The organism is Sphingomonas sp. BL-S-05, assembly GCF_055521695.1.
Map to the genome: position 1 here is coordinate 3,211,619 of NZ_CM145499.1, position 25,255 is coordinate 3,236,873.

Genomic DNA, 25,255 nt, shown 5'->3' on the forward strand with positions numbered 1-25,255 from the left:
AACGTTACTTAGGTTGCAGCTAAAGTAAGGCCGCTGACGCGGCGCACCTTCCGCGCGAACGCAACCTCTTTGCGTCCTTTGCGCCTTTGCGCGAAACCAAACTCCGCGCCTTCGCGCCTTCGCGTGAACCCGCCTTCTTCCCCCGCGACACGAAGCCAATCTTGCCGCCCTCCCCGCCCGGCCCTAAAGGCCGGCGATGGACCATATTTCCGATCGCCGCACCTTTGCGATCATTTCCCACCCCGACGCCGGCAAGACCACGCTGACCGAAAAGCTGCTGCTGTTCGGCGGTGCGATCCATCTGGCGGGCGAGGTCAAGGCACGTGGCGCCGCCCGGCGCGCGCGGTCGGACTGGATGAAGATCGAGCAGCAGCGCGGGATTTCGGTCACCTCGTCGGTGATGACGTTCGAGCGGAACGGCCTGACCTTCAACCTGCTCGACACGCCGGGCCACGAGGATTTTTCCGAAGACACGTACCGCACGCTGACCGCGGTCAATTCGGCGGTGATGGTGATCGACGCGGCGAAGGGCATCGAGCCGCAGACGCGCAAGCTGTTCGAAGTGTGCCGGTTGCGCAGCGTGCCGATCATCACCTTCGTCAACAAGGTCGACCGCGAGGGGCGCGATCCGTTCGCGCTGCTCGATGAAGTTGCCGACATGCTGCAACTCGACGTCTGCCCGATGACATGGCCGGCGGGCATGGGCGGACAGTTCGAGGGGATTTACGACCTGGTCGACAACCGGCTGTTGCAGCCCGAGGCCGGGACCAAGGATTTCCAGGGCAAGGTCGAACAGTTCACCGGGCTGGACGACGAACGGATCGATGCGGTGCTGTCGGCGGAGGGTGCCGAGCGGCTGCGCGAGGAGGCCGAGTTGGCGACCGGCGGCTATGCTGCGTTCGACGGCGCGGCGTATCGGGCCGGCGATCTGACGCCAGTCTATTTCGGGTCGGCATTGAAGGAGTTCGGCGTCGATTCGCTGATCGACGCGATCGCGCGCCACGCCCCCCCGCCCCGCCCGCAGCCGGCCGAGCCGGCACCGGTCGACCCGACCGACGACCGGGTGACCGGGTTCGTGTTCAAGGTGCAGGCGAACATGGACCCCAATCACCGCGACCGGATCGCGTTCATGCGGCTGTGTTCGGGGACGTTCAAGCGCGGCATGAAGCTGACCCCGACCGGGCACGGCAAGCCGATCGCGATCCATTCGCCGATCCTGTTCTTCGCGCGCGAACGCGAACTGGCCGACGAAGCCTATCCGGGCGATATCATCGGCATTCCCAACCATGGCACGCTGCGCGTCGGCGATACGCTGTCGGAGCGGGCCGATGTGCGCTTCACCGGGCTGCCGAACTTCGCGCCGGAAATATTGCGGCGCGTGGTGCTGAAGGATCCGACCAAGACCAAGCAGTTGCGCAAAGCACTGGACGACATGGCCGAGGAAGGGGTCACGCAGGTCTTCTATCCCGATATCGGGTCGAACTGGGTGATCGGCGTGGTCGGGCAGTTGCAATTGGAAGTGCTGCTCAGCCGGCTGGACGTCGAATACAAGGTCGCGGCGGGGCTGGAAATGGCGCCGTTCGAGACGGCGCGGTGGGTGTCTTCGGCCGATCCGGCGGATCTGAAGGCGTTTACCGACCTGCATCGTTCGGCGATGGCGAAGGATCGGGACGGGAATCCGGTGTTCCTGGCGAAGAGCGCGTGGGAGGTCGGCTATATTGCCGATCGCTACTCCAAGGTGACGTTCGCGGCGACGCGGGAGCGGTAGAGGGATCACGCGAAGGCGCGAAGGCACGAAGGAGTTTGATTCGCGCAGAGGCGCAAAGGACGCAGAGGGGTAGCGGTCACGGGGACTGACGTCGATCCGGCGAAGCCTCGCCTCCGCTGCCCTTGGTGTGAAAGCCGCTGCTGCGGCAAGTGCCTTCTTTGCGTCCTCTGCGCCTTTGCGCGAAATCTACCTTCTTCTTTTCGCGGCCTTCGCGCCTTCGCGTGAATCAAATCATGCCACCCAGTCGCGCCCGAGCCGGCGGCTGGCGAGCGCCATCAGTGCACCGGCGACCAGATACAGGCACAGGGCGGCGGCGATCGCATAGCGAAGCGATTCGCTGCCATAGGTCGGCGCCAGCCCCTTCGAGAGTTGCCCGACGACCCAGCTGCCCAGCCCCAGCCCGATCAGGTTGTTGATGAGCAGGAAACAGGCCGAGGCGGTGGCGCGCATATGGGCGGGGACAAGGTGCTGGACGGCGGTCAGGACCGGGCCGAGCCACACATAGACCAGCGCTTGCGGGAGGAGGAAAAGGGCGAAGGCGGCGACCCAGCCGCTCGACAGGACGCCGGCGATGAACAGCGGCGTGCCGAGGACGTAGCAGAGCGCCGGCAGCAATGCGTACCAGCGCTTGTCCCGCGCGCCCAGCCGGTCGCCGAGCGCGCCGCCGAGCAAGATGCCGGCCACCCCGCCGGTCAGCAGCAGCGCACCGAAGAACTGGCCCGTCTGGACCAGATCGAGGCCAAAGCTGCGCATCATCAGGCTGGGCAGCCAGAAGGCCACGCCATAGCCGCACATCGACCCGGCCGCCGCGCCGAAGGCGAGCAGCCAGAAGCTGGGCTTGCGCGCGAGGATGCCGAACACGCGGCCGACGGGGATGCGATCGGCACTGGCGGCGGCACGCGGCGGGTCCTTTACCAGCAGCCGGAAGAAGGGGGCGATGACCAGCCCGGCCAGCCCGACGGTGTAGAAGGCGGTGCGCCATTCGACCGCCTGCGCGATATAGCCGCCGAGCAGGACGCCGCCCGCCGCGCCCAGCGGGATGCCGAGCGAATAGATGGCGAGCGCGCGGGCGCGGCGTTCGGGGGGGAAAGTGTCGGCGATCAGCGCATAGGACGGGGCGACGCCGCCCGCCTCCCCTACCCCGACACCGAGGCGGAACAGGAACATCTGGGTAAAATTCTGCGCGGTGCCGCACAGCGCGGTGAACGCGCTCCACACGGCGAGGCTGAGCGTGATGACCCAGGTGCGGCTGGTGCGATCGGCGATCAGCGCGAGGGGGATCGCCAGCGTCGAATAGAGCGCGGCGAAGGCGAGGCCACCAAGCATCCCCATCTGTCCGTCGTCGAGGCCGAGGTCGCGCTGCACCGGCTGCGCGAGGATCGAGAGGATCTGCCGGTCGAGGAAGTTGAAGCTGTAGACCAGCAGCAACATGGCGAGGGTGATGCGGGGGTTTTTCATGCACTTCCTCGAAAATCCTCCCCGTTCACGGGGAGGGGGACCAGCGCAGCTGGTGGAGGGGGAGCGCCGCGAACGCAACCGTCGTGAAGGTGGACGCCCCCCTCCACCACCGCTGCGCGGCGGTCCCCTCCCCGTGCCGGGGAGGATTTAGAATTTCACCTCGAACGTGGCGGTCGCGGTGCGCGGCGGGCCGTAATAGCCGATGATCGAATTGCCGAAGAGCGCACCGGGGAAGTTATAGCCGCCGACCCGGTAGCGCTGATCGGTCAGGTTGCGCAGCGCCATGCCGATCCGGTAGCGGCCATCGCCCGAAATCCAGTTGGCCGAGGCGTTGACCAACGCATAGCCGTCCTGATCGAGTGCCGGCGTCGGGATTTCGAACAGCGAATAATCGCTGCGCAGCGTGACCTCGGGCGTCACCGACAGCGCGCCGCCGGCGAAATCGGTCGAGGCGGTGAAGGAGGCGGCGGCGGTGAATTCGGGCGTATTCTGGAACACGCGCTGGTTGGCGACATCGACGGGCGTGGTGCCGCCGTTGATGAAGGTCAGGAATTCCTTGTAGTCGGCATTGGTATAGCCGAACGAGACCTGCGCCGAGAAATTGCGCGACGGGACCATCCGCCCCTCGATCTCCAGCCCGTAGATATCGGCCTTGCCGGCATTGTCGACGAAGCTGGCGATGCCGCCGGCGACATTGGGCACCTGGATCGTAACCTGCTGGTCGGTATAGCGCGAATAATAGCCGGCCATGTTGAGGAACAGGGTACGGTCGAGGAACGCGCCCTTCATGCCGACTTCGTAGCTGGTGATCTTTTCGGGATCATAGCCATTGACGGTCGTGGGGGTGAACACCGCGTCGCCGCGCATGTCGAAGCCGCCCGATTTGAACCCCCTGCCCCATGACGCATAAAGGTTCAGGTCCCGGCGCGGCTCGTAGCTGATCGAGACGCGCGGGGTGAACTGGTCGAAACTGCGGTCGTTGGTGTAGTCGGTCCGGATCAGCCCCGGCACGGCGGCGGCGTTGCCGAAGCGTGGGCTGCGAATGCCGGTATAGTTGCGGCGGAAGACGGTGCCGGTCTTGTCATCCTTGGTATAGCGCAGGCCCGCCGAGACCTTCAGCCGGTCGGTCAGGTCGTAGCTGACGTCGCCGAACGCGGCATAGCTTTTGGTCCGTACCTGTCCCGAGGTCAGCGTGGTCAGGTTCAGGCCACCCAGCACCGTGTCGAACGCGCCCGAGGCGTCGGCGTCGAGGTAATAGAGGCCGACGACGCCCTGCACCCGATCGCCCTGGATCAGCAGTTGCAGTTCCTGAGTGAATTGCCAGTCGTCATATTCGGCGGGCACGTCGAGCGTCGGCAATGCGGTGTTGTCGAAATCGATGACGGTGTTGGTGGCACCTTCGCGGTACGCGCTGATCGATTTGAAGGTCAGCAAGTCGGATAGCTGGAACTCGCCGGTGAGCGACACGCCTTGCGCCACCACCCGGTTGCGGTCGCCGATGCCGGCACGGGTGTCGTAGACATTGCCGGTCGGGGCGTAGCGCGGGTCGGTGCCGTTCCCCAGCAGCCGGGTACCGTGGCGCGGGTTCGACCGGTCGAGCGTGCGGTCGCCGGCAAGGCGGACAAAGATGCTGTCGGTCGGAGTCCATTCGGCCGAAACGCGCGCGGCGAGCACGTCCTTGTCATATTGGTCGGCGCCGGTGGTCAGGTTGGTGCCGTATCCGTCGCGCTTGTAGCGGGCGATCGCCCCGCCGATCGCGAAGCTGTCGCCGATCGGCACCGTCACCTGCCCCACCAGATCGAACTGGTTGTACGAGCCGTAGGACGCACGCGCCGTCGCCGCATAATCGTTGCCCAGCCGCTTCGTCACATATTTGATCGCGCCGCCGATGGTGTTGCGGCCGTAGAGCGTACCCTGCGGCCCACGCAGCACCTCGACCCGTTCGACATCGAAGATATCGAGCACCGCGCCCTGCGGCCGGGCGACATAGACATCGTCGAGATACAGGCCGACACCGGGTTCGAAGCCCCAGAGCGGGTCCTGCTGCCCGACGCCGCGGCTGAACGCGATCAGGGTGGAGTTGGAGCCGCGCGCGATCTGCAGCGTCAGGTTGGGCGTCTTGTCCTGCAGCGCGGTGATGTCGACCGCACCGGTGCGGTTGAGCTGGTCGCCGGTGACCACCGACATGGCGATCGGCACGTCGATGACGCTTTCGGCACGCCGCCGCGCGGTGACGACGATGTCGCCATCGCCCTGATCGGTCACCGTCGATGCCGATTCGGCCGGGCTTTCGGGCGGTGTTTCGGTGCTTTGGGCATAGGCCGGCGCCGTGGCGATTGCCGCCCCCAGCAACAAACCGGCGCGGATTTCGAACGTGCGACGCATCGACCTCTCCCTGCTATGAACGCCACCCATTTGGTCGGGTTGTACGTCGTTGCGCTTGGCTATACTGAAAGATGAACCGGGTTTCAACTTATGCCCGGACCGGGAGAGTGATTATGGTCGAGACGGGGGCGAGCAGCGCCGGCGACGACAAGATGCCGCGCACCGAACGCGGTCGCCGCACCCGTCGCACGATCCTCGACGCCGCCGCCGCCGAATTCGGGGAAAAGGGATTTCACGAAGGGTCGATCAGCGGGATCACGCGGCGGGCCGGCGTGGCGCTGGGCAGTTTCTACACCTATTTCGATTCGAAGGACGCGGTGTTCCGGGCGCTGGTCGCCGACATGTCGGCACAGGTGCGCGACCATGTCGCACCGGCGATTCGCGAGGCCGACGGGCAGATCGCGGCGGAGCGTGCCGGGCTGCTCGAATTCATCCGCTTCGTGCGGGCGCACAAGGAAATCTACCGCATCATCGACGAGGCCGAGTTCGTCGATCCGGCGAGCTTCCGGCTCCATTATTCGACGACGGCGGACCGGATCGCGGCGCGGCTGCGCGCGGCGGCGGACCGGGGCGAGGTGTCGGGCGAGGTGTCCGAAGTCCATGCCTGGGCGATCATGGGGATGAACGTGTTTCTCGGGCTGCGCTATGGAGTTTGGGCGGAGGATCGGGCGCCGGAGGATGTGGCGGACGCGGTCGCTACCTTGCTGGCAAGGGGGATGGTTGGTTCGCGCTAAGACACCAAGAAGAGAAAATGTCTCGCGCAGAGGCGCAAAGGACGCAGAGGCGTTGGACGCCAGGCAGAGATATGGCGATCCGGTGATGAAGCGCCTGGATGGTCGGGAGGTAATTGCTGCTGGCGCAGCGAGCGGACCGTCTTTGCGTCCTTTGCGCCTTTGCGCGCCCCCCCCCTTCGCGCCTTCGCGTGAAGCCTTATTTCTTCAGCAGGTCCTTCAACCCGCTCAACGCCGACAGCGGCCCCGCCTCTTCCTCCTTCAGCACGCCGGCTGCGCGCAATGCTTCCTCGGCATGCGGGCTGCGCGGATAGGGGTCGAGCGCGAGGGCGAGCGTTTCGGCGGCGGCTTCGCCGAGATCGATCGACGCGCCTGCGTAGAACATCGTGTCCATGGCGTCGTCGTCGAGTTCGAGTTCGCCGCCCTCCACGCTGCCTTCGGGCAGGAAACGCAGGGTGAAGGGTTCGTCGACCGATTCGGGCACCGGTTCACCGCTGGCGACACAGGGTTGCGCGACCTGTGCCGTCAACCGGCCGGTGGCGACGATGCCGGCGGCGTCGCGGCGCAGGCTATAGTCCGCTTCGAGCGAATCGAGCGCGAGCAGGCCGAATCGGCCCATCAGCCGGCGGCGTTCGTCGGCATCCGCGGAGATATGCTGGCGGGATTCGCCCTCGCCGATCTGGTCGATGCGGACGGGGCGGTGGAATTCGGGAGTCATTCGGGCAGCTTTCCGGCAAGAAGATCGTCGACGGACACGGTATCGAGCGCGGCGCGGAGGCGCCGCAGATGGGCAGCCACGTAAACGAGCGCATGGGCATCGGGTTCGACGCCGCGATAGAGGTTGCGGACCAATGCCGCCTCCAGCGATCCGTCGGTCAGCCCGTCGCGATACGCGCCCAGCCGCCCGCCGAGCATCGCCATCATCCGCCCGATATGCTTGCCGACGACCATGTCGCCGAACCCGATCTGGCGGAGCTGCCCATCCATGTCGTCGACGAAACATTCGGCGAGCGACGCGGCGGGTGCGGCCCCTGCCCCCTCTCCCTCCAGACGCAACATCACCATCGCGAGGATGGCGGCGATCATGTCGAAGCGGCCGTCGAGCGTATCGGGCACCTGCCCGTCGAGATACCAATGCGGTTGCCGCCCATGCGCAACGACCGCGTCGTACAGGGTGGCGGCGACCCGTGGGGGCGGCGCACGACGGAACAGGCGTGGCAGGCGCATGACTCTCCGGCAGACAAGGGCGCGCTTGTGGATAACGCGGGTCCGTCATATTGAACGCGTGGCCGCGCGATGCAATCGGGCGTGGCCCGGTCGCGCGTTCGCTGGACGGAGATTTTATGGTTCGCTTCCCCACCCGTGGCGCAGTGGCGCTGATGATCGCCTGTGCCGCGGCGGGCCTGGGAGGCTGCACGAAGCTGCGCAGCCATCAGGGCTATGTCATCGATCCCGATCTGGTGAATGCGGTCCAGCCGGGCGTCGACACCCGCCAGTCGGTGTTGCAGACGCTGGGTACGCCCACCTTTGTCGGCCAGTTTTCCGACCGCGAATGGTTCTATCTGTCGCGCGACAGCCGCAACCTCGCGTTCAATCGCCCGCGTGCCGTCGATCAGACGACGCTGAAGATCACCTTCGACCAGGCCGGCAACGTGACCAAGATCGACCGGACCGGCATCGACCAGGTCGTCGGCATCAGCCCGTCGGACAAGAAGACGCCGACGCTGGGCCGCGAATCGAACTTCTTCAGCGATCTGTTCGGCAATATCGGCACGGTCGGCGCGCCGGGTACGGGTGGACCGGGGCCGGGCCAGCAATAAGGGTTGTCCGATCGCAAGGTCGCGATCCTGTCGCTGATACGTCGCCCCAGCGAAGGCTGGGGCTTCTCGCGGCCCTTGTCCCGTACCATCATGGGAGATTCCAGCTTACGCTGGAATGACCGGTTGGCGGCGGGGTGAAGGCAATCTGGCTCCAACCCTTTCAACAAGCTGACAACCGCATTCGCCGATCGTTCAGCGCGACTCGGGCATCCCGTCGTCATCCACCGAGGACGGGAGAGAGTATATGCGTAAGATCATCCTCGCCGTGCTGGCCGCGACGGTCGCCGTGCCGACCATGGCCGCACCCGCCGCCGCACAATCGGCACGCGAACTGCGCCGCGACCGGGCCGATTATCGTGACGCCCAGCGTGAATATCGACAGGCCCTGCGCCATGGCAGCCGCCGCGACATTCGCGACGAGCGCCGCGACCTGAACCGGGCGCGCGCCGACTATCGCCAGACGTTGCGCGAACGCCAATGGCGCCGCGACGAGTGGCGCGGTTATCGCAACGGGCATCGCAACCTGTATGCGCGCGGCAACTGGAACGCGCCGTTCCGCTATCAGGCATTTCGCCCCGGCGCCGCGGTCGGTCGTCCCTTTTACGGACAGCGTTACTGGGTAAGCGATCCCGGCCGCTATCGCCTGCCGCCGGCCCGTGGGGCGCAGCGCTGGGTCCGGCATTATGACGACGTGGTGCTGGTCGATACCCGGCGTGGACGGGTGATCGACGTGGTCCGCAACTTCTATTGGTAAAGCAACGGGCTGGGTCCAGACCCAGCCCGCGGTTCGGCCGCGCCGTCGGTACGCTCGGCGCGGCCGGTGCGCGGGGGCACCAGTCCCGAAAGGGGATTTAGGACCGGTTTTGCGAACGTCCGGGACTCGCAACGGTTCAACTGCAACGCACAAAAATCTTAACCAGAGCTTTCGTGCTTTAGGGTGAGGCTGCTTGTCGCGTTCTTCGCCGTCCGCTTAGCGTCGCCTCCGGGGCATTATCGGGGGCTGAAATGGACGCGGCGGTCGCGTGGATCGACGGCATCGCGCGCGAAACCATGTTGTTCGCCGCGATCGGATTCCTGATCGGCGGCATCGACGATGTGGCGGTCGACCTTGCCTATGTCGTGCGCGCGATCCGCAGGCGCTGGCGCGGATCGACGGTCCCGGTGCTGGCCGACTTTCCGACCACGACCTGTACCGGGCGGATCGCGGTGCTGGTGCCGGCATGGGACGAGGCAGCGGTGATCGGCGCGATGCTGCGCGCGACGCTCGGCCGGTTCGATCATCCCGACTGGCGGCTCTATGCCGGCGCCTATCCCAATGACGCGGCAACGATCGCCGCGATCGCGGCCGTGGCGGTAGAGGACGACCGCGTCCGAATGGTGCTGACCCCGCGGCCCGGTCCCACGACCAAGGCGGACTGCCTCAACGCACTGTGGCGCGCGGTGCTGGGGGATGGCGCGGCGGAGGGCAGGGCGTTCAGTGCGATCGTGTTGCACGATGCCGAGGATGTCGTGCATCCCGGCGAGCTGCGGCTGTACGACCATATGCTGCGCCACGCCGATGCGGTGCAGATCCCGGTATTGCCACTGCCCGACCCGGCGTCGCGATGGGTATCGGGCCATTATATCGACGAGTTCGCCGAGGCTCATGGCCGGCAATTGCCGGTGCGCCACGCGCTGGGCGCGGGACTGCCGTTCGCGGGCGTCGGCTGCGCGATCTCGATCGCGATGCTGGCACGGATTGCAGAGGCGCGTGGCGGTCTGCCGTTCGACGATGCCAGCCTGACCGAGGATTACGAGTTGGGCCTGACCGTCCGGGCGCTGGGCGGGCGGGGGGTGTTCGTCCGGGCGCTCGAAGCGCCGGACGGACCGCCGGTCGCGGTGCGAGCGTATTTCCCGGCAACGCTGGCCACCGCGATCCGGCAGAAGGCGCGCTGGATGACCGGCATCGCCCTTGCCGGATGGGATCGTACCGGCTGGCATCGCGGCTGGCGCGACCACTGGATGCGGATGCGCGACCGGCGGACGATCCTCGCCATTCCGGTGCTCGCCATCGCCTATGTCGCACTGGTGGCGTGGGGGCTGGACGAAGCGGTGCATAGGTGGCGCGGCAGCGCACCGGCGGCGATCGATAGCAGCATGCTGTGGGTGCTGTACGCCAATGTCGCGCTGTTCGCGTGGCGGATGGCAGTGCGGTTCGAGATGGTGCGGCGCGCTTATGGCCGGTGCGAGGCGCTGCGATCGATCCCGCGCGTGTTCGTCGGCAATTTCGTTGCGCTGTTCGCCGCACGGCGGGCGGTGCTGCGCTATGCCGCACTGCTGCGCGGGCAGCCGGTGCGCTGGGACAAGACGGCGCATCATTTTCCGACCGACCTGCCGGCATGATGGCGCCGGGACGGGGACGGCCGGTCCGGTTTCTCGCCGTCGTCCTGTTCGGCTGGGTCGGTACGCGCGTCGCGCTGTTGTGGCCCGATGCGGTGGAAATCGTGACAGGGGAAGCGGTTGGGTTAGCGGTGCCGAAAGTCGTGGCGGCGCCGGTACCCGACAACCCGAAACTTCACACTGCTTTTCCACAGGTTTTTCAACAGACCTATCCACAAAGGCCCGTTTCTCGATCCGCTGTGGCAGCGATGAACGCGGTGGAATTGGCATTGGTCGCGCCGGTCGTTCCGGCGGTATCGCAACCGGTCGAGGCGACTGCGGGCCCGCCGGTCCTGCCGCGACCCGATCTGCCGCCGGGGTCGGCGCGGCCGGGACTGCGGGGCAGCGCGTGGGTGGCGGTGCGCGGGGGTTCGGCGACCGGCGGACCGGTACAACTGGGCGGCGAGCAGGCCGGGGTGCGGCTGCGGCTGCCGGTGAGTGCAAGCGACCGGGTCGCGCTAATTGGGCGGATCGCCGCGCCCTTGGCGGGGCAGGGGAGCGAGGCGGCGTTCGGCGTCGAATGGCGACCGGGTGGAGGCGCGCTGGCGATCGTGGCGGAGCGGCGAATTGCGCTCGACCGGGGCGGCGACGGGACCGGGCTGGGGGTAATCACCGGTATGGACCGGACGATCGGCGAGCGGATCGTCGTCGAGGGCTATGGCCAGGCGGGAGTCGTGCTGCGGTCGGGTACACAGCCTTATGCCGATGGCGCGGCGCGGGTGCTCTACCGCATCGGACCGGGGCGATTGCGGCTGGGGGTCGGCAGCTGGGGCGTCGCACAGCGCGAGGGGGCGCGGGTCGATATCGGGCCATCGGCGGTTGCGGTCCTGCCGCTCGGCAAACAGGCGGTGCGGCTGTCGCTCGACTGGCGGCAGCGGGTGGCGGGAAAGGCGATGCCGGGGTCGGGACTGGCGCTGACGCTCGGCAGCGACTTTTGAGGGCAGCGGCTGGCCGTGGACCCGCGAACGCGGTAACCGGGGCGGCCATGGATCTGTACCTTCCCATCGCCAACCTGTCGGTCAATGCGCTGGTCATCGTCCTGCTGGGCGGCGGGGTCGGATTTCTGTCGGGGATGTTCGGGGTCGGTGGCGGGTTCCTGACCACGCCGCTGCTGATCTTCTACGGCATTCCGCCGACCGTGGCCGCCGCATCGGCCGCCAGCCAGGTGACCGGCGCGAGCGTGTCGGGCGTGTTCGCGCATCTGCGGCGCGACGGGGTTGATTTCCGCATGGGATGGGTGCTGGTCGCGGGCGGCGTGCTGGGCTCGATCGCCGGTGCGGGCATCTTCCGGCTGCTGCAATCGAGCGGGCAGATCGATACCGTCATCGCGATCCTCTACGTCGTGATGCTCGGGTCGATCGGCGGGCTGATGCTGAAGGAGGCGATCGGCGCGGTACGGGTATTGCGTGGCGCGATCCCGCCGCGCGCCGCCCGGCGGCGGCACCATCCGCTGGTCGCGGCGCTGCCGCTGCGCTGGCGCTTCTATGCGTCGGGGCTGTACATTTCGCCGTTCGCGCCGTTGTTGCTGGGGTTTGCGACCGGCATCCTGACCGTGTTGCTGGGGGTGGGTGGCGGCTTCATCCTCGTGCCCGCGATGCTGTATCTGCTGGGCATGGGGACGCGCGTGGTGGTCGGGACCTCGCTGTTCCAGATCCTGTTCGTCACCGCCGCGGCGACGATGGTCCATGCGCTGACGACCAAGGCGGTCGATATCGTGCTGGCGGTGCTGCTGCTGATCGGGTCGGTGACCGGCGCGCAGATCGGCGCCCGCTTCGCGCAAAAGGCCAAGCCCGAATATCTGCGGCTGGCGCTGGCGATCATCGTGCTGGCGGTGGCGTTCCGCATGGCGCTGGGACTCGGATGGCGGCCCGACGAGATCTTCACGGTGCAGCCGGCATGAAGCGGGCGCTGACCTTGGCGCTGTTCGCACCGCTGACGATGGCGGCGGCGGCGCCGGTGTTGGTCCCCGACGTGTCGACCCGCGACGTGCGGATCGCGTACAGCTTTACCGGCGCCGAGCTGCTGCTGTTCGGGGCGATCCTCTATCCGGGCGGCAGGGTGCCGCAGGGCGATACCCCGGCAGAGGTGGTGGTCGTGGTGAAGGGTCCGCCGGAATCGATCGTCGTGCGCGAGAAGGAGAAAGTCGCCGGAATCTGGGTCAATGCCGACCGGATGCGCTACCGCTCCGCGCCGTCCTTCTACGCGATCGCATCGGCGCGGCCGATCGGGCGGATCGTCGACGAACGGACCCGGGCAATCTACGAACTGGGGCTCGACAGCCTGCAATTGTCACCATCGGCGGGCACGTCGGCGGAGGATCAAGCGCGCTTCGCCAAGGGGTTCGTCGATCTCAGGCAACGCGCCGGTTTGTATGTCGAGGCGCCGAACGCAGTCGAGATCACCGACGACGTGCTGTACCGCGCGACCATTACCATTCCGGCGCGCGTGCCGGTCGGCAAGTTCACGGCAGAGACGTTCCTGATCCGCGACGGACGGGTATTGGCCGCTGCGGTGCGCGACATCGATATCCGCAAATCGGGGTTCGAACGGTTCGTGGCGATCGCGGCGGAGCAGGCGTCGGTGCTGTACGGCCTTGCCGCGGTGTTGTTGTCGGTCGGGTTCGGCTGGGCGGCGGGGGCGCTGTGGCGGCGCTTCTGAGCGCGTTGGGCGGGTAGCACGGCCCGAACTGAGGGGACGCGGGGATAGCTTGCCGCGCCTCAAAACCCCTGGATCGCCTCCGGGTCCATTGCGCCGATCAGACGGCGGGCGGCGCGGCGGGCGAAGGCGAGGGTGCAGCGCTTGCGGACATGGGCGGGCAGGGGGGTGGTCGACGCCTCGCGCAAGATGGTCGCTTCGTAGCGATCGGCGACGATGATACCGGTGCGACCGGGCAGAAACGCTTCCCCGCCAAGCGGCGCCACGTCGAATCCGGCCGGCACCGCCCAGAAATAGCGGTCGCAATGCCCGAGATAATCGGTCCATTTGCCGTCGCCGAGCAGGTCGGCGCGCGAGACCTTGATCTCGACGATGACGATCTGTCCGCGCGCGTCGATCGCCATCAGGTCGGCGCGACGTCCACCGTCGAGCGGGACTTCGGCCATCGCGGTCAGATCATGTGCCAGCAGCATGCGGGTGACGCCGCGGGCAACCTCGGCAGCGATCAGCGGGTGGGAGTCGGGCGCGGGCGGCAGGGCGCCGAGGGCTAGGCTGGCCATCCCCACATCATAGGAACATTATGCGAACGAGGGAAGCGCCTTCCACCGTACCGATTGAATGTCAGCGATAAAAAACGTGATTGCCGAGCGACGCGACGCGGGTGTGGTTCCATTTCGGGCTTACCCGGCGGGCATGAAAGAACAACGCGCCTTCGGCCGGGCTGTCCCACAGGTCCTGCGTGGCGATTCGAGCGATGGCCACCGCGGTCTTCCATGCCGGGCGGCTGGTGTCGACATCGGGCAGACGGCCGCCCTTCACGAACGAGAACTGCCCGCGCTGGGTCAACACGCCGCATACCGATGTGGGAAAGCGGCCCGAGGTCGTGCGGTTAAGGATGACGTCGGCGACGGCGAGTTGGCCGGCGAGTGGTTCACCCTTGGACTCGTAATAGACGCCGATGGCGAGGCAGTTGAGTTCTTCGTCGTCGATCGTGGCAGTCTGGGCAGCGACGGCGGCGTCGAGTGTCGAGAAATCCGCATCGGCATCGGTAGCGACGGCGGGTTTGGCAATTTCCTGAACGATTTCAGCGGGAGCAGCGAATTGCACCGGAACCTTTGCCGGGGTCGGCAGGTTGGTTACGCGCCCGGGCGAGGCGGTTTCCTCAGCCAATAGTGGTGCGCCCAAGCCGGCGAAAAGGGACATGGCGGCGAGAACCGCCATGGGGAAGCGCAGCTTCATCCGTCGTCACTGTCCTGCGGTGAACCGGCACGCCAAACCCGTTCCACGTGGAACCCGTGCGCCTGCCCCCCGACTGCGCCACCGATCGAACTCCTGACCGGTCCAGCGCTAATCTTCGTTGCAGCGCGGGTACGGCTCCAAAGGTTAACAGGTCAATTCGCCCACAGCGTTTCAGCGGCCAACGGTTCGACTGCTGCGACGATCGCCTCTACCACCCATAAATCGGGGTCGCGGGCGCGGCGCCCCTGCCAATAGTCGGTCAGCGCTGCTTCACCCACCATATCCGGTTTGCGCCGGACGATGCGCGACCGTCCGTCGAGATCGCGTTCCCGTTCGAACAGGCGGGCGATGCCGTCGCGGTCGATCGCCAGCAACAGGATGACGCCGGAGTCGCGGTCGCCCTTCGCCAATATCATCGCGCTCCCGCCGGCCTGCTCCACGGCACGCGCGAAGGCGTTGACGCGCAGCGCCGTCGACCAGTCGTTCATGGCTGGCCGTAGCCGGGCAGGGTGGCGAGCGGGATGCGGCTTTTCATGAACGTACCGGTACCGCGTGCCGCTTCCTCGCCGTCCGCGTCGATCAGGTGGGCGTCGGCGATGAACACCCGGCGCTTGCCGCTGACCCAGCGCCCCTCGGCGATCACCCGTCCGGGGCCGAGCGGCCGTTGCAGCAACAGGTTGAAGGCGGTGGTCAGCAGAAAGCGATCGGTGACGAGGCTGTTGGCGGCGTAGAAGGCGGCGTCGTCGAGCATCTTGAAATAGGTCGTGCCATGCGCGGCACCGGCGGCATGGAAATGGCGTTCGTCGATGGTGAAATGAATGCGCGCCAGTCCGGCCTCGACGATTTCCAGGCGGGAATCGAACAGGCGGTTGATGGGCGCGGCGGCATAGAGCGCCTCTAACGCCCGGAAATGCGCCGCTTCGCCGGCGGGCGTCTCAGGCGGCGTCACGTGCCTCGACACCCGACAGCAGCGCATAGAGCGCGTCGGCCGATCCCGCCCCGCGCAATTTGGCGCGGAACGCCGCATCGCGCAGCGCGCGCGAGATGCGCGCCAACGCCTTTAGATGATCGCCACCGGCATCGGCGGGCGAGAACAGCGCGAAGATCAGGTCGACCGGCAGTTCGTCGACCGCGCCGAAATCGATCGGGCGGGCAAGCCGGACGAACACGCCCCGCACCGCGCCCGGCCGATCGAGCCGGGCATGGGGAATGGCGATGCCACCACCAAAGGCGGTGGTACCCAGCTTCTCGCGATCGGCCATGCGATCGGCGAGCGACTTCGCATCGACCCCCGTCACCGGTTCGGCGACGGAGGCGATGTGGGTGAACAATGCCTTGCGGGTGCCGGCGGCATGATCCGCCAGCACCGTTTCAGGAGTCAAAAGATCATGAAAATCGTACAAGTCAGGCTGCGCGATTGGGCTCGACCCAACCGATCGTGCCGTCATGGCGGCGATAGACCATGTTGAACGACCCCGTGCCACTATTTTTGAACAGCAGCGCGTTGGTATTGCGCAGGTCGAGCATCATGACCGCGTCGGACACGCTGGCATCGGGCACGTCGACTCGCGTCTCGGCGATGATGAGGGGGGCGTCGGCGACCTCCTCTTCCTCCTGCTCGTTACCGCCGAACACGGTATAGCCGGCATTGTCGAAGCCATTGTCGTAACCGCCGGCCTCGTTCATCGCCACGACCTGCGCAGCATTGCGATCCTTCAGGCGACGGGTGTAGCGGCGCAGCTGCTTTTCGATCTTGTCGGCGGCACCGACGAACGCGCCCTGCGCTTCCTGTCCGCTATTATGCCCCTTCAGGACCAGCCCCTGCGTCACGTGGCAGACGATGTCGCAGACGAAACCATTGTCGTGCGGCCCCTTGCTGAAGGTCGCGGTCGCCGAGATCGCGCGCTGGAAATATTTGTCGGCGATGCCCTGGAGACGCTCCTGGACCATCTCCTTCAGTGCGTCCCCAGTGTCGACCTGGTGCCCCGAAACCCGGATGTCCATGTAATCCTCCGTCATTGTGAAATCGTGTGAGCCGCTGAAAGCGGTTGGTGTCAACGCCTCACGTCGGCGACTGGCCCCATAACGGGTCCTTCAAAGTCGCGACGAAGGCGGCGTGGACCGCGAGTTCGTCGGCGCTGGGCGCGAAATGGCGCGGCGGCCGGGCGCGCGACGGTGCGATCCTGTCGACCGTTTCGACGAGGATCGTCGGCGACGTGTCGAGACCGAAGCCGATCTGTCGCCCGCCCATCAACTCGACATAGACCTGCGCCAGCAATTGCGCGTCGAGCAGCGCGCCGTGCAGCACGCGGCGACTGCGGTCGATACCGAAGCGGACGCACAACGCATCGAGCGTATGCTTGGCACCGGGATGGCGGCTGCGCGCCATCGCCAGCGTATCGACCATCCGCGAGAGGCAGATGGGATCGCGCCCGCACGCACCGAGTTCGCCGTTCAGAAAGCCGAAGTCGAAGGTCGCGTTATGCGCGATCAGCGGACTGTCGCCGATGAACGCCAGCAGTTCGTCGATCGCGGTATGAAAGGCGGGCTTGTCGGACAGAAAGGCATCGGACAGGCCATGGACCGCTTCCGCCTCCTTCGGCATCGGTCGGCCGGGGTTGAAATAGGCGTGATAGACTTTGCCCGTCTCGACCCGGTTGACCAGTTCGACACAGCCGATTTCGACCAGCCGGTCTCCTTCCGAAAATTTGAAGCCGGTGGTTTCGGTATCGAACACGATCTCGCGCATGGTGATCTTATCCGCCTTCGCCGCCCCCCATGCAAGCGACGAGCGCGGCGACCTGCGCCCGTGTCGCGTCGAGCGTGGTGTCGGTGTGGATAAGATGCGTGGCGCGCGCGCGTTTTTCGGCGTCCGGCAGTTGCGAGGCGAGAATCGCGGCAAAGGCCGACTCGGTCATGGTCGGGCGGGCGAGGACCCGGGCGCGCTGTACGGCGGGAGCGGCGGTGACGACGGCGACGGAGTCGCAGCGCGACTCGCCACCGGTTTCGAACAGCAACGGCACATCGAGCACGACCAACGGGGCGGTGGCATGCGCGTCGAGGAAGCGTTGCCGCTCCGCCGCGACCGCCGGATGGACGATCGATTCGAGACGTTTGCGCGCCATCGAGTCGGCGAAGATCCGGTCGCGGAGACCCTTTCGATCGACGCCGCTTTGATCGGTGGTTCCGGGGAAGGCCGCCTCGATCGCGGGCAGCAGCGCTCCATTTGGCCCCTGCAGCGCGTGGACGGTCGCATCGGCATCGAACACGGGCACGCCGAGGTCGCGAAACATCTGCGCCACGGTCGACTTGCCCATGCCGATCGATCCGGTGAGGCCGAGGATATGGGTCATCGATCCAGTCCGTTCCACTGCTTCCGTACCCCGGCGGAGGCCGGGGTCCAGTTGGGGAACGGCTGTGGATAGCCGGCAGCGCTCCGTAGCTGGACCCCGGCCTTCGCCGGGGTACGGATCGTGCAGGTTGCAGCGCTCACCCCAGCAACCGCGCGCGCAATTCATCGTCGCGGTCGCGGGGCGGGGCCGCGCCGAAGAAGAGTTCGAACGCCAGCGCCGCCTGTCCGACCAGCATTTCGAGCCCGTCGACGGTATCGAGTCCGCGACCATGAGCCTGTGCCAGCAACGGCGTTTCGATCGGGGCATAGACCGCGTCATACACGACGGCATCATCAGGCAGCGGCGTCAGGTCGATATCGAGTGGCGGCTGACCGGTCATGCCGAGCGTGCTGGCATTCACCAGCAGCTTGACCGACGGCAGCGGCGCGGTCAGCGGCAGGGCGTCGCCCTTCAAGCCGAAGGTAGCGAGTAATGCCGCGGCTTTCAGCGGATTACGGTTCAGGATCGTTACCCGGCCGACGCCGAGTTTCGACAGCGCGAACAGGATCGCGCGGGCGGCGCCGCCGGCGCCGATCACCGCGACCGGCTGCCTGGTCAGGTCGAGACCGGCGATCGGTGCGTGGAAGCCGGCGGCGTCGGTATTGGTACCGATCCACGCGCCGTCGTCGCCACGGAACACGGTATTGATCGCGCCGATCGATCCGCGCACGTCGCCCGGATCGGCGACATGATCGAGTGCGGCCAGCTTGTGCGGCACGGTGACGTTGCATCCGCGCCAGTTCGGATCGGCACGGCGCGCGGCGAAATAGTCCGCCAACGCCTCTGGTTTCACGTGGAACCTTTTATACTCGGCATCGATGCCGAGCTGGTCGAGCCAGAAGCCGTGGATCAATGGCGATTTGGACTGGGCGATCGGATCGCCGATCACCTCGGCATAGGGTTTCATGCGGGCAATATTCCTCGTTGGCGCAGATAGCGCGCGATTTCGAGCAATGGCATGCCGAGGATGGTCCAGTGATCGCCGTCGATCCGGTCGAACAACTGCACGCCCGGCCCCTCGATCCGGAAACAACCGACGCAGCCGGCGATGGCGGGCCATTCGGCGTCGAGATAGCGATCGATGAACGCGTCGGACAGCGGCCGGACGGTCAGCTTCGCATGCCCGATATGGCGCCAGACAGGCCGCCCGCCCTCGACGAAGACGGCTGCGCTGAACAGGTCGTGGCGTCCGCCGGACAGGGCACGCAGATGCGCGGCGGCATCGGCACGATCGACCGGCTTGTCGAGCACGGTCCCGTCGGCGAGCGCGACGACCGAATCGCCGCCCAGCACCATCGCGCCACCGACGCGGGTGGCGGCACGCATCGCCTTCATCTCGGCCAGCGCGTCGGCAAGGTCGCGGGGTTTCAGCTTCTCGCCGGCCAATGCCGCCTTGGCCGCTTCCTCATCGAGACCGCTCGGGATCGCGTCGTGCGGGATGCCGGCGGCATCGAGCATTGCCCGGCGGGTGGCGCTCATCGACGCGAGGACGAAACTCATGCGCGTGCCTCCAGCTGGCGTTCGTTGCACAGGGTGATGATCGCCGCGGCGGTTTCCTCGATCGAGCGGCGGGTGACGTCGATCACCGGCCAGCCATTATCGGCGAACATCCGCCGCGCGAACGACAGCTCGCGCACCACCGCATCCTGTTCGACATAATCGGTGTCGGGCATCTGGTTGAGCGACAACAGCCGGTTGCGCCGGATCGCGATCAGCCGGTCGGCGCTGGTGGTCAGCCCGACGACCAGCGGCCGTTGCAGGCGGAACAGGATCGGCGGCGGCGGACTTTCGACGACGATCGGGATGTTGGCGGTCTTATAGCCACGGTTGGCGAGATAGATAGACGTCGGCGTCTTGGACGAGCGCGACACGCCGGCCAGGACGATATCGGCCTCTTCCCAATCCTCCGACGCAATGCCGTCGTCATGGGCGATGGTCCACTGGATCGCATCGACCCGGGCGAAATAGGCGGCGTCGAGGCTGTGCTGCCGCCCCGGGCGTGCCTTCGCCTCCTGTCCGAGCAGGCTCGACAGCGCGTTGCTGACCGCGTCCATCGGCGCGACGATCGGCAGGCCCAATGCGGCGCAGCGCGCCTCCAGCATGCGACGGATCGCCGGGTTGACCAGCGTGTAGAGCACCAGCCCCGGATTGACCGCGATCTCGGTCAGGATGCGTTCGAGATGCGCTTCGGAACGGACCATCGGCCAGAAATGGCGCATCGTGTCGACATCGTCGAACTGCGCCAGTGCCGCCTTGGCGATATTCTCCAGCGTCTCGCCGGTGGAGTCGGACAGGAGATGGAGGTGCAGCCGCATCGGGCGCCTTTCTGCACAAGGCTGTGGATAAGTCGGGGGCAGGGGCTAGCGTAACTCGCCCCCGCCGCCAAGCTGTGGAAAAGCCCCCGATCGATCCCGACTTATCCACAATCCCGACACAGGCGGCGATTCAGCCCACAGGCTGTGGATAATGGGGATGGCTCTCCGTGAATCGGCGGACTTCCGCGACTCTCCCCCGGTCAATCTGTTGGCATTTCGGGTAATCCACCATAAGCCCCGTTACCCACCGCCCAACCACTTCCAACCATCCTATTAGATTCTACTTCTTAGTAGAGGAGCGACGACGCTGACCTTTTCTCTCTCTCCGAAACCGCTTCTCCGAGTGCTTGCCGGCGAGAAGCTGTCGGTTCCGCCGATGTGGCTCATGCGACAGGCGGGGCGCTATCTGCCCGAGTATCGCGCACTGCGGGCCGAGAAGGGCGGGTTCCTCGATCTGGTGAACGATCCCGCGGCGGCGACCGAGGTGACGTTGCAACCGCTGCGCCGGTTCGCGTTCGACGGGGCGATCCTGTTCAGCGACATTTTGATGGTGCCGAACGCGCTGGGACAGAAATTGTGGTTCGAGGCGGGCGAGGGGCCACGCCTTGCACCCGAGTTGCGGACGCGGGCGGCGATCGATACGCTGGTGCCCGACGCAGCGATCCTCGGCCCGGTCTATGCGACGGTGCGCGGGGTCGCGGCGGCCTTGCCCGAAGCGACGACGTTCCTCGGTTTCGCCGGATCGCCCTGGACGGTCGCCACCTATATGATCGCGGGCAGGGGCAGCCGGGAGCAGGCGGAGGCACGGCGCATGGCCTATGGCGATCCGGCGGCGGTGAAGGCGCTCATCGACCGGATCGTGGCCATGACGATCGACTATCTCGTCGGTCAGGTCGAGGCAGGCGTCGAGGCGGTACAGTTGTTCGACAGCTGGTCGGGCAGCCTCGCCCCCGCCGAGTTCGAACGCTGGGTGATCGCGCCGACGGTGGCGATCGTCAAAGGGTTGCGGGCACGGGTCGATGTGCCGATCATCGGCTTTCCCAAGGGCGCGGGCGGCAAGCTCGCCGCCTATGCGCGCGAGACAGGGGTCGATGCGATCGGACTGGACGAGACGGTCGATCCGGTCTGGGCGAACCGCGAACTGCCGACGAGTCTGCCGATACAGGGCAATCTCGACCCGCTGCTGCTGATCGCCGGCGGGGAGGCGCTCAATGCGGGCGTCGACCGGGTGCTGGCGGCATTTGCCGACCGGCCGCATGTCTTCAACCTCGGCCATGGCATCCAGCAGGATACGCCGATCGCGCATGTCGAACAACTAGTGGCGCGGGTGCGTGGGGCATGAGCGGGTTTCTGGGCGGCGCCTATCTGTGGGTGAAGGCGGCGCATATCGTCTTCGTCATCTTCTGGATGGCGGGGCTGTTCATGCTGCCGCGCTATCTGGTCCATCATCAGGAAGGGTTGGGCGATCCCGCCGAGCCGCCGCGCTGGATCCGGCGGGAAGCACTGCTCAAACGCATGATCCTGACCCCGGCGATGGTGATCGTATGGGTGCTGGGGCTGTTGCTGGCCGCCAATGTCGGGCTGTTCGACGGGGGCGCGGGGTTGGGCTGGCTGCATGCCAAGCTGCTGGTGGTGGTGTTGCTGAGCGGCTATCATGGCTGGGCGGTCGGCTATGCGAAGAAGCTGGCGGCGGGGCGGCCGACGCTGACGCCGAAGCAGTTGCGGCTGGCGAACGAATTGCCTGCGCTGGCGGCAATCGCAGCGGTCGTACTGGCGGTGGTGAAGCCGTCCTGAGCGGCGGTGCTTGACTTGCAGTCAGCCGCGACCTAGGTCTTTCGACAGCGGCGCCCGGTCCTCGGTGCGCCCGTCCCAGCCGCTTGCGTCCGCCTTTCCTGCCGACCTTGCCTCCTATTCGCTGATCTGGACCACCCCCCGATGCATCTCAAAGACTTAAAGAAACACGCGCCCGCCGAACTGGTCTCGATGGCCGAAGAGCTGGGCGTCGAAGGCGCGTCGACGATGCGCAAGCAGGACCTGATGTTCGCGATCCTGAAGGCGCGCGCCGAAAATGGCGAGCAGATCATGGGCGTCGGCACGATCGAGGTGCTGCAGGACGGCTTCGGTTTCCTGCGCAGCCCGGAGGCCAATTATCTCGCCGGGCCGGACGATATCTATGTCTCGCCGAACCAGGTACGCAAGCATGGGCTGCGCACCGGTGACACGGTCGAGGGTGAGGTGCGTGCGCCCAAGGATGGCGAGCGCTATTTCGCGTTGAGCAAGCTGGTCTCGGTCAATTTCGACGATCCCGACGCGGTCCGCCACCGGGTCAATTTCGACAATCTCACGCCGCTTTATCCCGAACAGAAGCTGACGCTCGACCAGCTCGACCCGACGATCAAGGACAAGTCGGCGCGGGTGATCGATATCGTGTCGCCGCAGGGCAAGGGACAGCGCACGCTGATCGTCGCGCCGCCGCGCGTCGGCAAGACCGTCATGTTGCAGAACATGGCGAAGGCGATCACCGACAACCATCCCGAAGTGTTCCTGATCGTCCTGTTGATCGACGAACGCCCCGAAGAGGTGACCGACATGCAGCGCAGCGTGAAGGGCGAGGTCATTTCCTCGACCTTCGACGAACCGGCGCAGCGCCACGTTCAGGTCGCCGAGATGGTGATCGAGAAGGCGAAGCGGCTGGTCGAGCACAAGAAGGACGTGGTGATCCTGCTCGACTCGATCACGCGTCTGGGTCGTGCCTACAACACGGTCGTGCCGTCGTCAGGCAAGGTGCTGACCGGCGGTGTCGATGCCAATGCGTTGCAGCGGCCGAAGCGCTTCTTCGGCGCGGCGCGTAACATCGAGGAAGGCGGTTCGCTGTCGATCATCGCCACCGCGCTGATCGATACCGGCAGCCGCATGGACGAAGTGATCTTCGAAGAGTTCAAGGGCACCGGCAACTCGGAAATCGTCCTCGACCGCAAGGTGGCCGACAAGCGCATCTTCCCGGCGCTCGACGTCGGCAAGTCGGGTACGCGCAAGGAAGAGCTGTTGGTCGACAAGACCAAGCTGTCCAAGATGTGGGTCCTGCGCCGCATCCTGATGCAGATGGGCACGATCGACGCGATGGAGTTCCTGCTCGACAAGATGAAGAATTCGAAGACCAACGAGGATTTCTTCGACAGTATGAATCAATAGCGTTTGGACCGCGCCAAACTGGCGCGGATCACAAACGCGGCGGCCGGCGGGGCAGCGCCCCGACCGACGAGGCGGGCTTCGCCCGCGTCCGCAACCAACGACCCGCCCGTCTTTTCAATAGGAGAAGGCGGGCGTTGTCGTATCCAGGGCCGATCGACACCCAACTCCCTGTATGCGGACGACTGCTTTACCCGGCATCGTCATTCTCGCGGAGGAGTGAGCCGAGCGCGCAATGAGAACCCGGGCTATGCCGGGGTAACGGCAATGTGGCGCGATGACCCGCTATCGCACGGACAAGCCTTCGCTTATCGCCATCCACAGCTTTTCCGCCTATCGTGCCCACAAACAATGTCGGGAAGGCTCCCATGAAAATCCACGTCGAAGTCGATTGCACCCCGGAGGAAGCGCGCCGCGCGATGGGCCTGCCCGACTTCACGCCGGTCCATGAACGCTATGTCGCGATGTTGACCGAGACGATGGAGAAGGGCGCCAGCCCCGAACTGCTCAACCAGTTGATGCAGAGCTGGGCACCGATGGGCGAGGCGGGCATGACCTTCTGGCGCAAGATGTTCGAGTCGGCGGGCCGTGGCGGCTGACACGATCTTCGCGGTGTCGAGCGGGCGTCCACCCGCCGCCATCGCCGTGCTGCGAATTTCGGGGGTCGGCGCGATCGACGCGGCGACCAGCCTCGCGGGCAAGCTGCCGCCGCCGCGCCGGGCGGGCATGCGTGCGCTGCATGATCCCGCGAATGGGCAATTGCTCGATCGTGCGCTGATACTCGTGTTTCCGGGACCGGCAACGGCAACCGGGGAGGATCTGGTCGAACTGCATCTGCATGGCGGACGGGCGGTGGTGGCTGCGGTCGAACGGACCTTGGCGGCGATCGACGGGTTGCGTGCTGCCGAACCGGGTGAATTCACGCGGCGGGCCTTGGCGCATGGCCGGATCGACCTAACCGAAGCCGAAGGTCTGGGCGACCTGTTGTCGGCGGAGACCGATGCGCAGCGCCGCATGGCACTGGCCAATAGCGACGGGCGGCTGCGGCGGACGGTGGCCGAATGGAGCGCGGCGGCAACGCGGTTGTCGGCGATGGTCGAGGCCGTGCTTGATCATGCCGATGAAGACGATGTCGATGCCGGCGACGATGTGCTGAAGTCGGTCCGCCGCGAGGCGATCGCGCTGGCCGAGGCGATCACGACGGTGCTGGCGGTACCCCCGGTAGAGCGGTTGCGCGACGGCATCCGGGTAGTGCTGGCCGGGCCGCCTAATGCCGGCAAGTCGACGCTGTTGAACGCGCTGGTCGGGCGCGAGGCGGCAATCGTGTCGCCGCTGGCCGGCACGACGCGCGACGTGATCGAGATACCGGTGACCCGGAGCGGCATCGCATGGTTGTTTCTGGATACAGCCGGGCTGCGCGCGGACAGCAACGATCCGATCGAACGGATCGGGATCGATCGTGCGACCGGGTCGATCGCCACGGCGGATATCGTGCTGTGGCTGGGCGACGATCCCGCGCCGGTCGAGGCGATTGCGCTTTATCCCCGATGCGACGTTCGCGACGACATCGCCGTTCCGGCAGACCGCATCGCCGTATCGGCGTCGACCGGGCAAGGCCTCGACCGGCTTTGGCAGCAACTGTTCGATCGCGCGGCGACCTTGTTGCCCAAGGTCGACGACCTGTCGCTCAACCGGCGACAAGCGGCACATGCCGGTACTGCGGCGGCTGCGCTAATGCGTGCGGGCGGGCAACAGGACCCGCTGTTGCTGGCCGAAGAACTGCGCTATGGCGTGCAGGCATTCGCGGCACTGACCGGGATGCGCGCGACCGAGGCCGTTCTTGACGATCTATTTGGTCGCTTCTGTATCGGCAAATGATGTTCCA

General features: G+C 66.4%; 28 protein-coding genes. 13 read left to right on the plus strand and 15 right to left on the minus strand.

Annotation, left to right across the window (positions count from 1 at the left end; all coding sequences use genetic code 11):
• Positions 1-196: 196 nt before the first annotated feature.
• Positions 197-1,768, plus strand: a complete 1,572-nt coding sequence (locus ACZ1JS_RS14935; protein ID WP_465166755.1) for a peptide chain release factor 3 — start codon at positions 197-199, stop codon at positions 1,766-1,768.
• 231 nt (positions 1,769-1,999) lie between these two features.
• On the opposite strand, the gene ACZ1JS_RS14940 is transcribed toward ACZ1JS_RS14935, so the two are convergent.
• Together ACZ1JS_RS14940 and ACZ1JS_RS14945 are read right to left on the minus strand one after the other, a co-directional pair.
• Positions 2,000-3,226 (minus strand): spinster family MFS transporter, encoded by a 1,227-nt coding sequence (locus ACZ1JS_RS14940; protein WP_465166756.1) that lies wholly within the window; start codon positions 3,224-3,226, stop codon positions 2,000-2,002.
• Between the two features lie 147 nt (positions 3,227-3,373).
• On the minus strand, positions 3,374-5,611 hold the full coding sequence (locus tag ACZ1JS_RS14945) for a TonB-dependent receptor (RefSeq protein ID WP_465166757.1): 2,238 nt from the start codon (positions 5,609-5,611) through the stop codon (positions 3,374-3,376).
• Between the two features lie 113 nt (positions 5,612-5,724).
• Between ACZ1JS_RS14945 and ACZ1JS_RS14950 the strand changes: the two genes are divergently transcribed.
• Positions 5,725-6,345, plus strand: coding sequence for a TetR/AcrR family transcriptional regulator (locus ACZ1JS_RS14950; RefSeq protein ID WP_465166758.1), 621 nt, complete (start codon positions 5,725-5,727; stop codon positions 6,343-6,345).
• Between the two features lie 196 nt (positions 6,346-6,541).
• On the opposite strand, the gene ACZ1JS_RS14955 is transcribed toward ACZ1JS_RS14950, so the two are convergent.
• Together ACZ1JS_RS14955 and ACZ1JS_RS14960 are read right to left on the minus strand one after the other, a co-directional pair.
• Entirely contained in the window at positions 6,542-7,060 is a 519-nt protein-coding gene (locus tag ACZ1JS_RS14955) for a YceD family protein (RefSeq protein ID WP_465166759.1), read from the minus strand.
• Positions 7,057-7,569 (minus strand): ubiquinol-cytochrome C chaperone family protein, encoded by a 513-nt coding sequence (locus ACZ1JS_RS14960; RefSeq protein WP_465166760.1) that lies wholly within the window; start codon positions 7,567-7,569, stop codon positions 7,057-7,059. The genes ACZ1JS_RS14955 and ACZ1JS_RS14960 overlap by 4 nt, the downstream gene beginning before the upstream one ends.
• 116 nt (positions 7,570-7,685) lie before the next feature.
• Between ACZ1JS_RS14960 and ACZ1JS_RS14965 the strand changes: the two genes are divergently transcribed.
• The 6 genes from ACZ1JS_RS14965 to ACZ1JS_RS14990 all read left to right on the plus strand — a co-directional run bounded on the left by ACZ1JS_RS14965 (position 7,686) and on the right by ACZ1JS_RS14990 (position 13,238).
• A complete protein-coding gene (locus ACZ1JS_RS14965) occupies positions 7,686-8,162 on the plus strand; it encodes an outer membrane protein assembly factor BamE (RefSeq protein ID WP_242118779.1) in 477 nt (158 codons plus the stop codon).
• 244 nt (positions 8,163-8,406) lie between these two features.
• On the plus strand, positions 8,407-8,916 hold the full coding sequence (locus tag ACZ1JS_RS14970; RefSeq protein WP_242118781.1) for an RcnB family protein: 510 nt from the start codon (positions 8,407-8,409) through the stop codon (positions 8,914-8,916).
• Positions 8,917-9,167: 251 nt separating this feature from the next.
• On the plus strand, positions 9,168-10,544 hold the full coding sequence (locus tag ACZ1JS_RS14975; protein ID WP_465166761.1) for a glycosyl transferase family protein: 1,377 nt from the start codon (positions 9,168-9,170) through the stop codon (positions 10,542-10,544).
• A complete protein-coding gene (locus tag ACZ1JS_RS14980) occupies positions 10,541-11,518 on the plus strand; it encodes a hypothetical protein (RefSeq protein ID WP_465166762.1) in 978 nt (325 codons plus the stop codon). Before ACZ1JS_RS14975 ends, ACZ1JS_RS14980 begins: the two co-directional genes overlap by 4 nt.
• A 47-nt stretch (positions 11,519-11,565) precedes the next feature.
• Positions 11,566-12,480 carry a sulfite exporter TauE/SafE family protein gene (locus ACZ1JS_RS14985; protein ID WP_440488462.1) on the plus strand — a complete coding sequence of 305 codons (915 nt, stop codon included), beginning with the start codon at positions 11,566-11,568 and terminating at the stop codon, positions 12,478-12,480.
• Positions 12,477-13,238 (plus strand): TIGR02186 family protein, encoded by a 762-nt coding sequence (locus ACZ1JS_RS14990; RefSeq protein WP_465166763.1) that lies wholly within the window; start codon positions 12,477-12,479, stop codon positions 13,236-13,238. The genes ACZ1JS_RS14985 and ACZ1JS_RS14990 overlap by 4 nt, the downstream gene beginning before the upstream one ends.
• A gap of 59 nt (positions 13,239-13,297) precedes the next feature.
• Here the strand turns inward: ACZ1JS_RS14990 and ACZ1JS_RS14995 are convergent, their stop codons facing one another.
• The 11 genes from ACZ1JS_RS14995 to ACZ1JS_RS15045 form a co-directional block, all read right to left on the minus strand.
• Positions 13,298-13,795, minus strand: coding sequence for an MmcB family DNA repair protein (locus ACZ1JS_RS14995; protein WP_465166764.1), 498 nt, complete (start codon positions 13,793-13,795; stop codon positions 13,298-13,300).
• Between the two features lie 61 nt (positions 13,796-13,856).
• Entirely contained in the window at positions 13,857-14,474 is a 618-nt protein-coding gene (locus ACZ1JS_RS15000) for a cell wall hydrolase (protein ID WP_465166765.1), read from the minus strand.
• A 152-nt stretch (positions 14,475-14,626) separates the two neighbouring features.
• Positions 14,627-14,962 (minus strand): DUF1491 family protein, encoded by a 336-nt coding sequence (locus tag ACZ1JS_RS15005; RefSeq protein ID WP_465166766.1) that lies wholly within the window; start codon positions 14,960-14,962, stop codon positions 14,627-14,629.
• Positions 14,959-15,450 carry a PaaI family thioesterase gene (locus ACZ1JS_RS15010; RefSeq protein WP_465166767.1) on the minus strand — a complete coding sequence of 164 codons (492 nt, stop codon included), beginning with the start codon at positions 15,448-15,450 and terminating at the stop codon, positions 14,959-14,961. Before ACZ1JS_RS15010 ends, ACZ1JS_RS15005 begins: the two co-directional genes overlap by 4 nt.
• The gene (locus ACZ1JS_RS15015) at positions 15,410-15,877 is read right to left on the minus strand and encodes a PTS sugar transporter subunit IIA (RefSeq protein WP_465166768.1); all 468 of its coding nucleotides are present in this window, start codon (positions 15,875-15,877) and stop codon (positions 15,410-15,412) included. The genes ACZ1JS_RS15010 and ACZ1JS_RS15015 overlap by 41 nt, the downstream gene beginning before the upstream one ends.
• Position 15,878: 1 nt before the next feature.
• Positions 15,879-16,478: a ribosome hibernation-promoting factor, HPF/YfiA family gene (gene hpf, locus ACZ1JS_RS15020; protein ID WP_465166769.1), complete on the minus strand. Its 600-nt coding sequence runs from the start codon at positions 16,476-16,478 to the stop codon at positions 15,879-15,881.
• 58 nt (positions 16,479-16,536) lie between these two features.
• Positions 16,537-17,223: a DNA polymerase III subunit epsilon gene (dnaQ, locus tag ACZ1JS_RS15025; protein ID WP_465166770.1), complete on the minus strand. Its 687-nt coding sequence runs from the start codon at positions 17,221-17,223 to the stop codon at positions 16,537-16,539.
• A 7-nt stretch (positions 17,224-17,230) separates the two neighbouring features.
• Positions 17,231-17,827, minus strand: coding sequence for a dephospho-CoA kinase (coaE, locus tag ACZ1JS_RS15030; protein WP_465166771.1), 597 nt, complete (start codon positions 17,825-17,827; stop codon positions 17,231-17,233).
• A 136-nt stretch (positions 17,828-17,963) separates the two neighbouring features.
• On the minus strand, positions 17,964-18,773 hold the full coding sequence (locus tag ACZ1JS_RS15035; RefSeq protein WP_465166772.1) for a shikimate dehydrogenase family protein: 810 nt from the start codon (positions 18,771-18,773) through the stop codon (positions 17,964-17,966).
• Positions 18,770-19,366: a Maf family protein gene (locus ACZ1JS_RS15040; protein WP_465166773.1), complete on the minus strand. Its 597-nt coding sequence runs from the start codon at positions 19,364-19,366 to the stop codon at positions 18,770-18,772. Before ACZ1JS_RS15040 ends, ACZ1JS_RS15035 begins: the two co-directional genes overlap by 4 nt.
• Entirely contained in the window at positions 19,363-20,181 is an 819-nt protein-coding gene (locus tag ACZ1JS_RS15045; protein ID WP_465166774.1) for a pyruvate, water dikinase regulatory protein, read from the minus strand. The genes ACZ1JS_RS15040 and ACZ1JS_RS15045 overlap by 4 nt, the downstream gene beginning before the upstream one ends.
• A 307-nt stretch (positions 20,182-20,488) precedes the next feature.
• Here ACZ1JS_RS15045 and hemE point away from each other — a divergent pair, with 307 nt between their 5' ends.
• The 5 genes from hemE (at position 20,489) to mnmE (ending at position 25,248) form a co-directional block, all read left to right on the plus strand.
• A complete protein-coding gene (hemE, locus tag ACZ1JS_RS15050; RefSeq protein WP_465168710.1) occupies positions 20,489-21,523 on the plus strand; it encodes a uroporphyrinogen decarboxylase in 1,035 nt (344 codons plus the stop codon).
• Positions 21,520-21,975 carry a CopD family protein gene (locus ACZ1JS_RS15055; protein ID WP_465166775.1) on the plus strand — a complete coding sequence of 152 codons (456 nt, stop codon included), beginning with the start codon at positions 21,520-21,522 and terminating at the stop codon, positions 21,973-21,975. The genes hemE and ACZ1JS_RS15055 overlap by 4 nt, the downstream gene beginning before the upstream one ends.
• A gap of 141 nt (positions 21,976-22,116) precedes the next feature.
• Entirely contained in the window at positions 22,117-23,373 is a 1,257-nt protein-coding gene (rho, locus tag ACZ1JS_RS15060) for a transcription termination factor Rho (RefSeq protein WP_242118816.1), read from the plus strand.
• 365 nt (positions 23,374-23,738) lie between these two features.
• Complete coding sequence (locus ACZ1JS_RS15065; protein WP_242118819.1) at positions 23,739-23,969, plus strand: DUF6489 family protein; 231 nt, start codon at positions 23,739-23,741, stop codon at positions 23,967-23,969.
• A complete protein-coding gene (mnmE, locus tag ACZ1JS_RS15070; RefSeq protein ID WP_465166776.1) occupies positions 23,959-25,248 on the plus strand; it encodes a tRNA uridine-5-carboxymethylaminomethyl(34) synthesis GTPase MnmE in 1,290 nt (429 codons plus the stop codon). The genes ACZ1JS_RS15065 and mnmE overlap by 11 nt, the downstream gene beginning before the upstream one ends.
• Positions 25,249-25,255 lie beyond the last annotated feature (7 nt).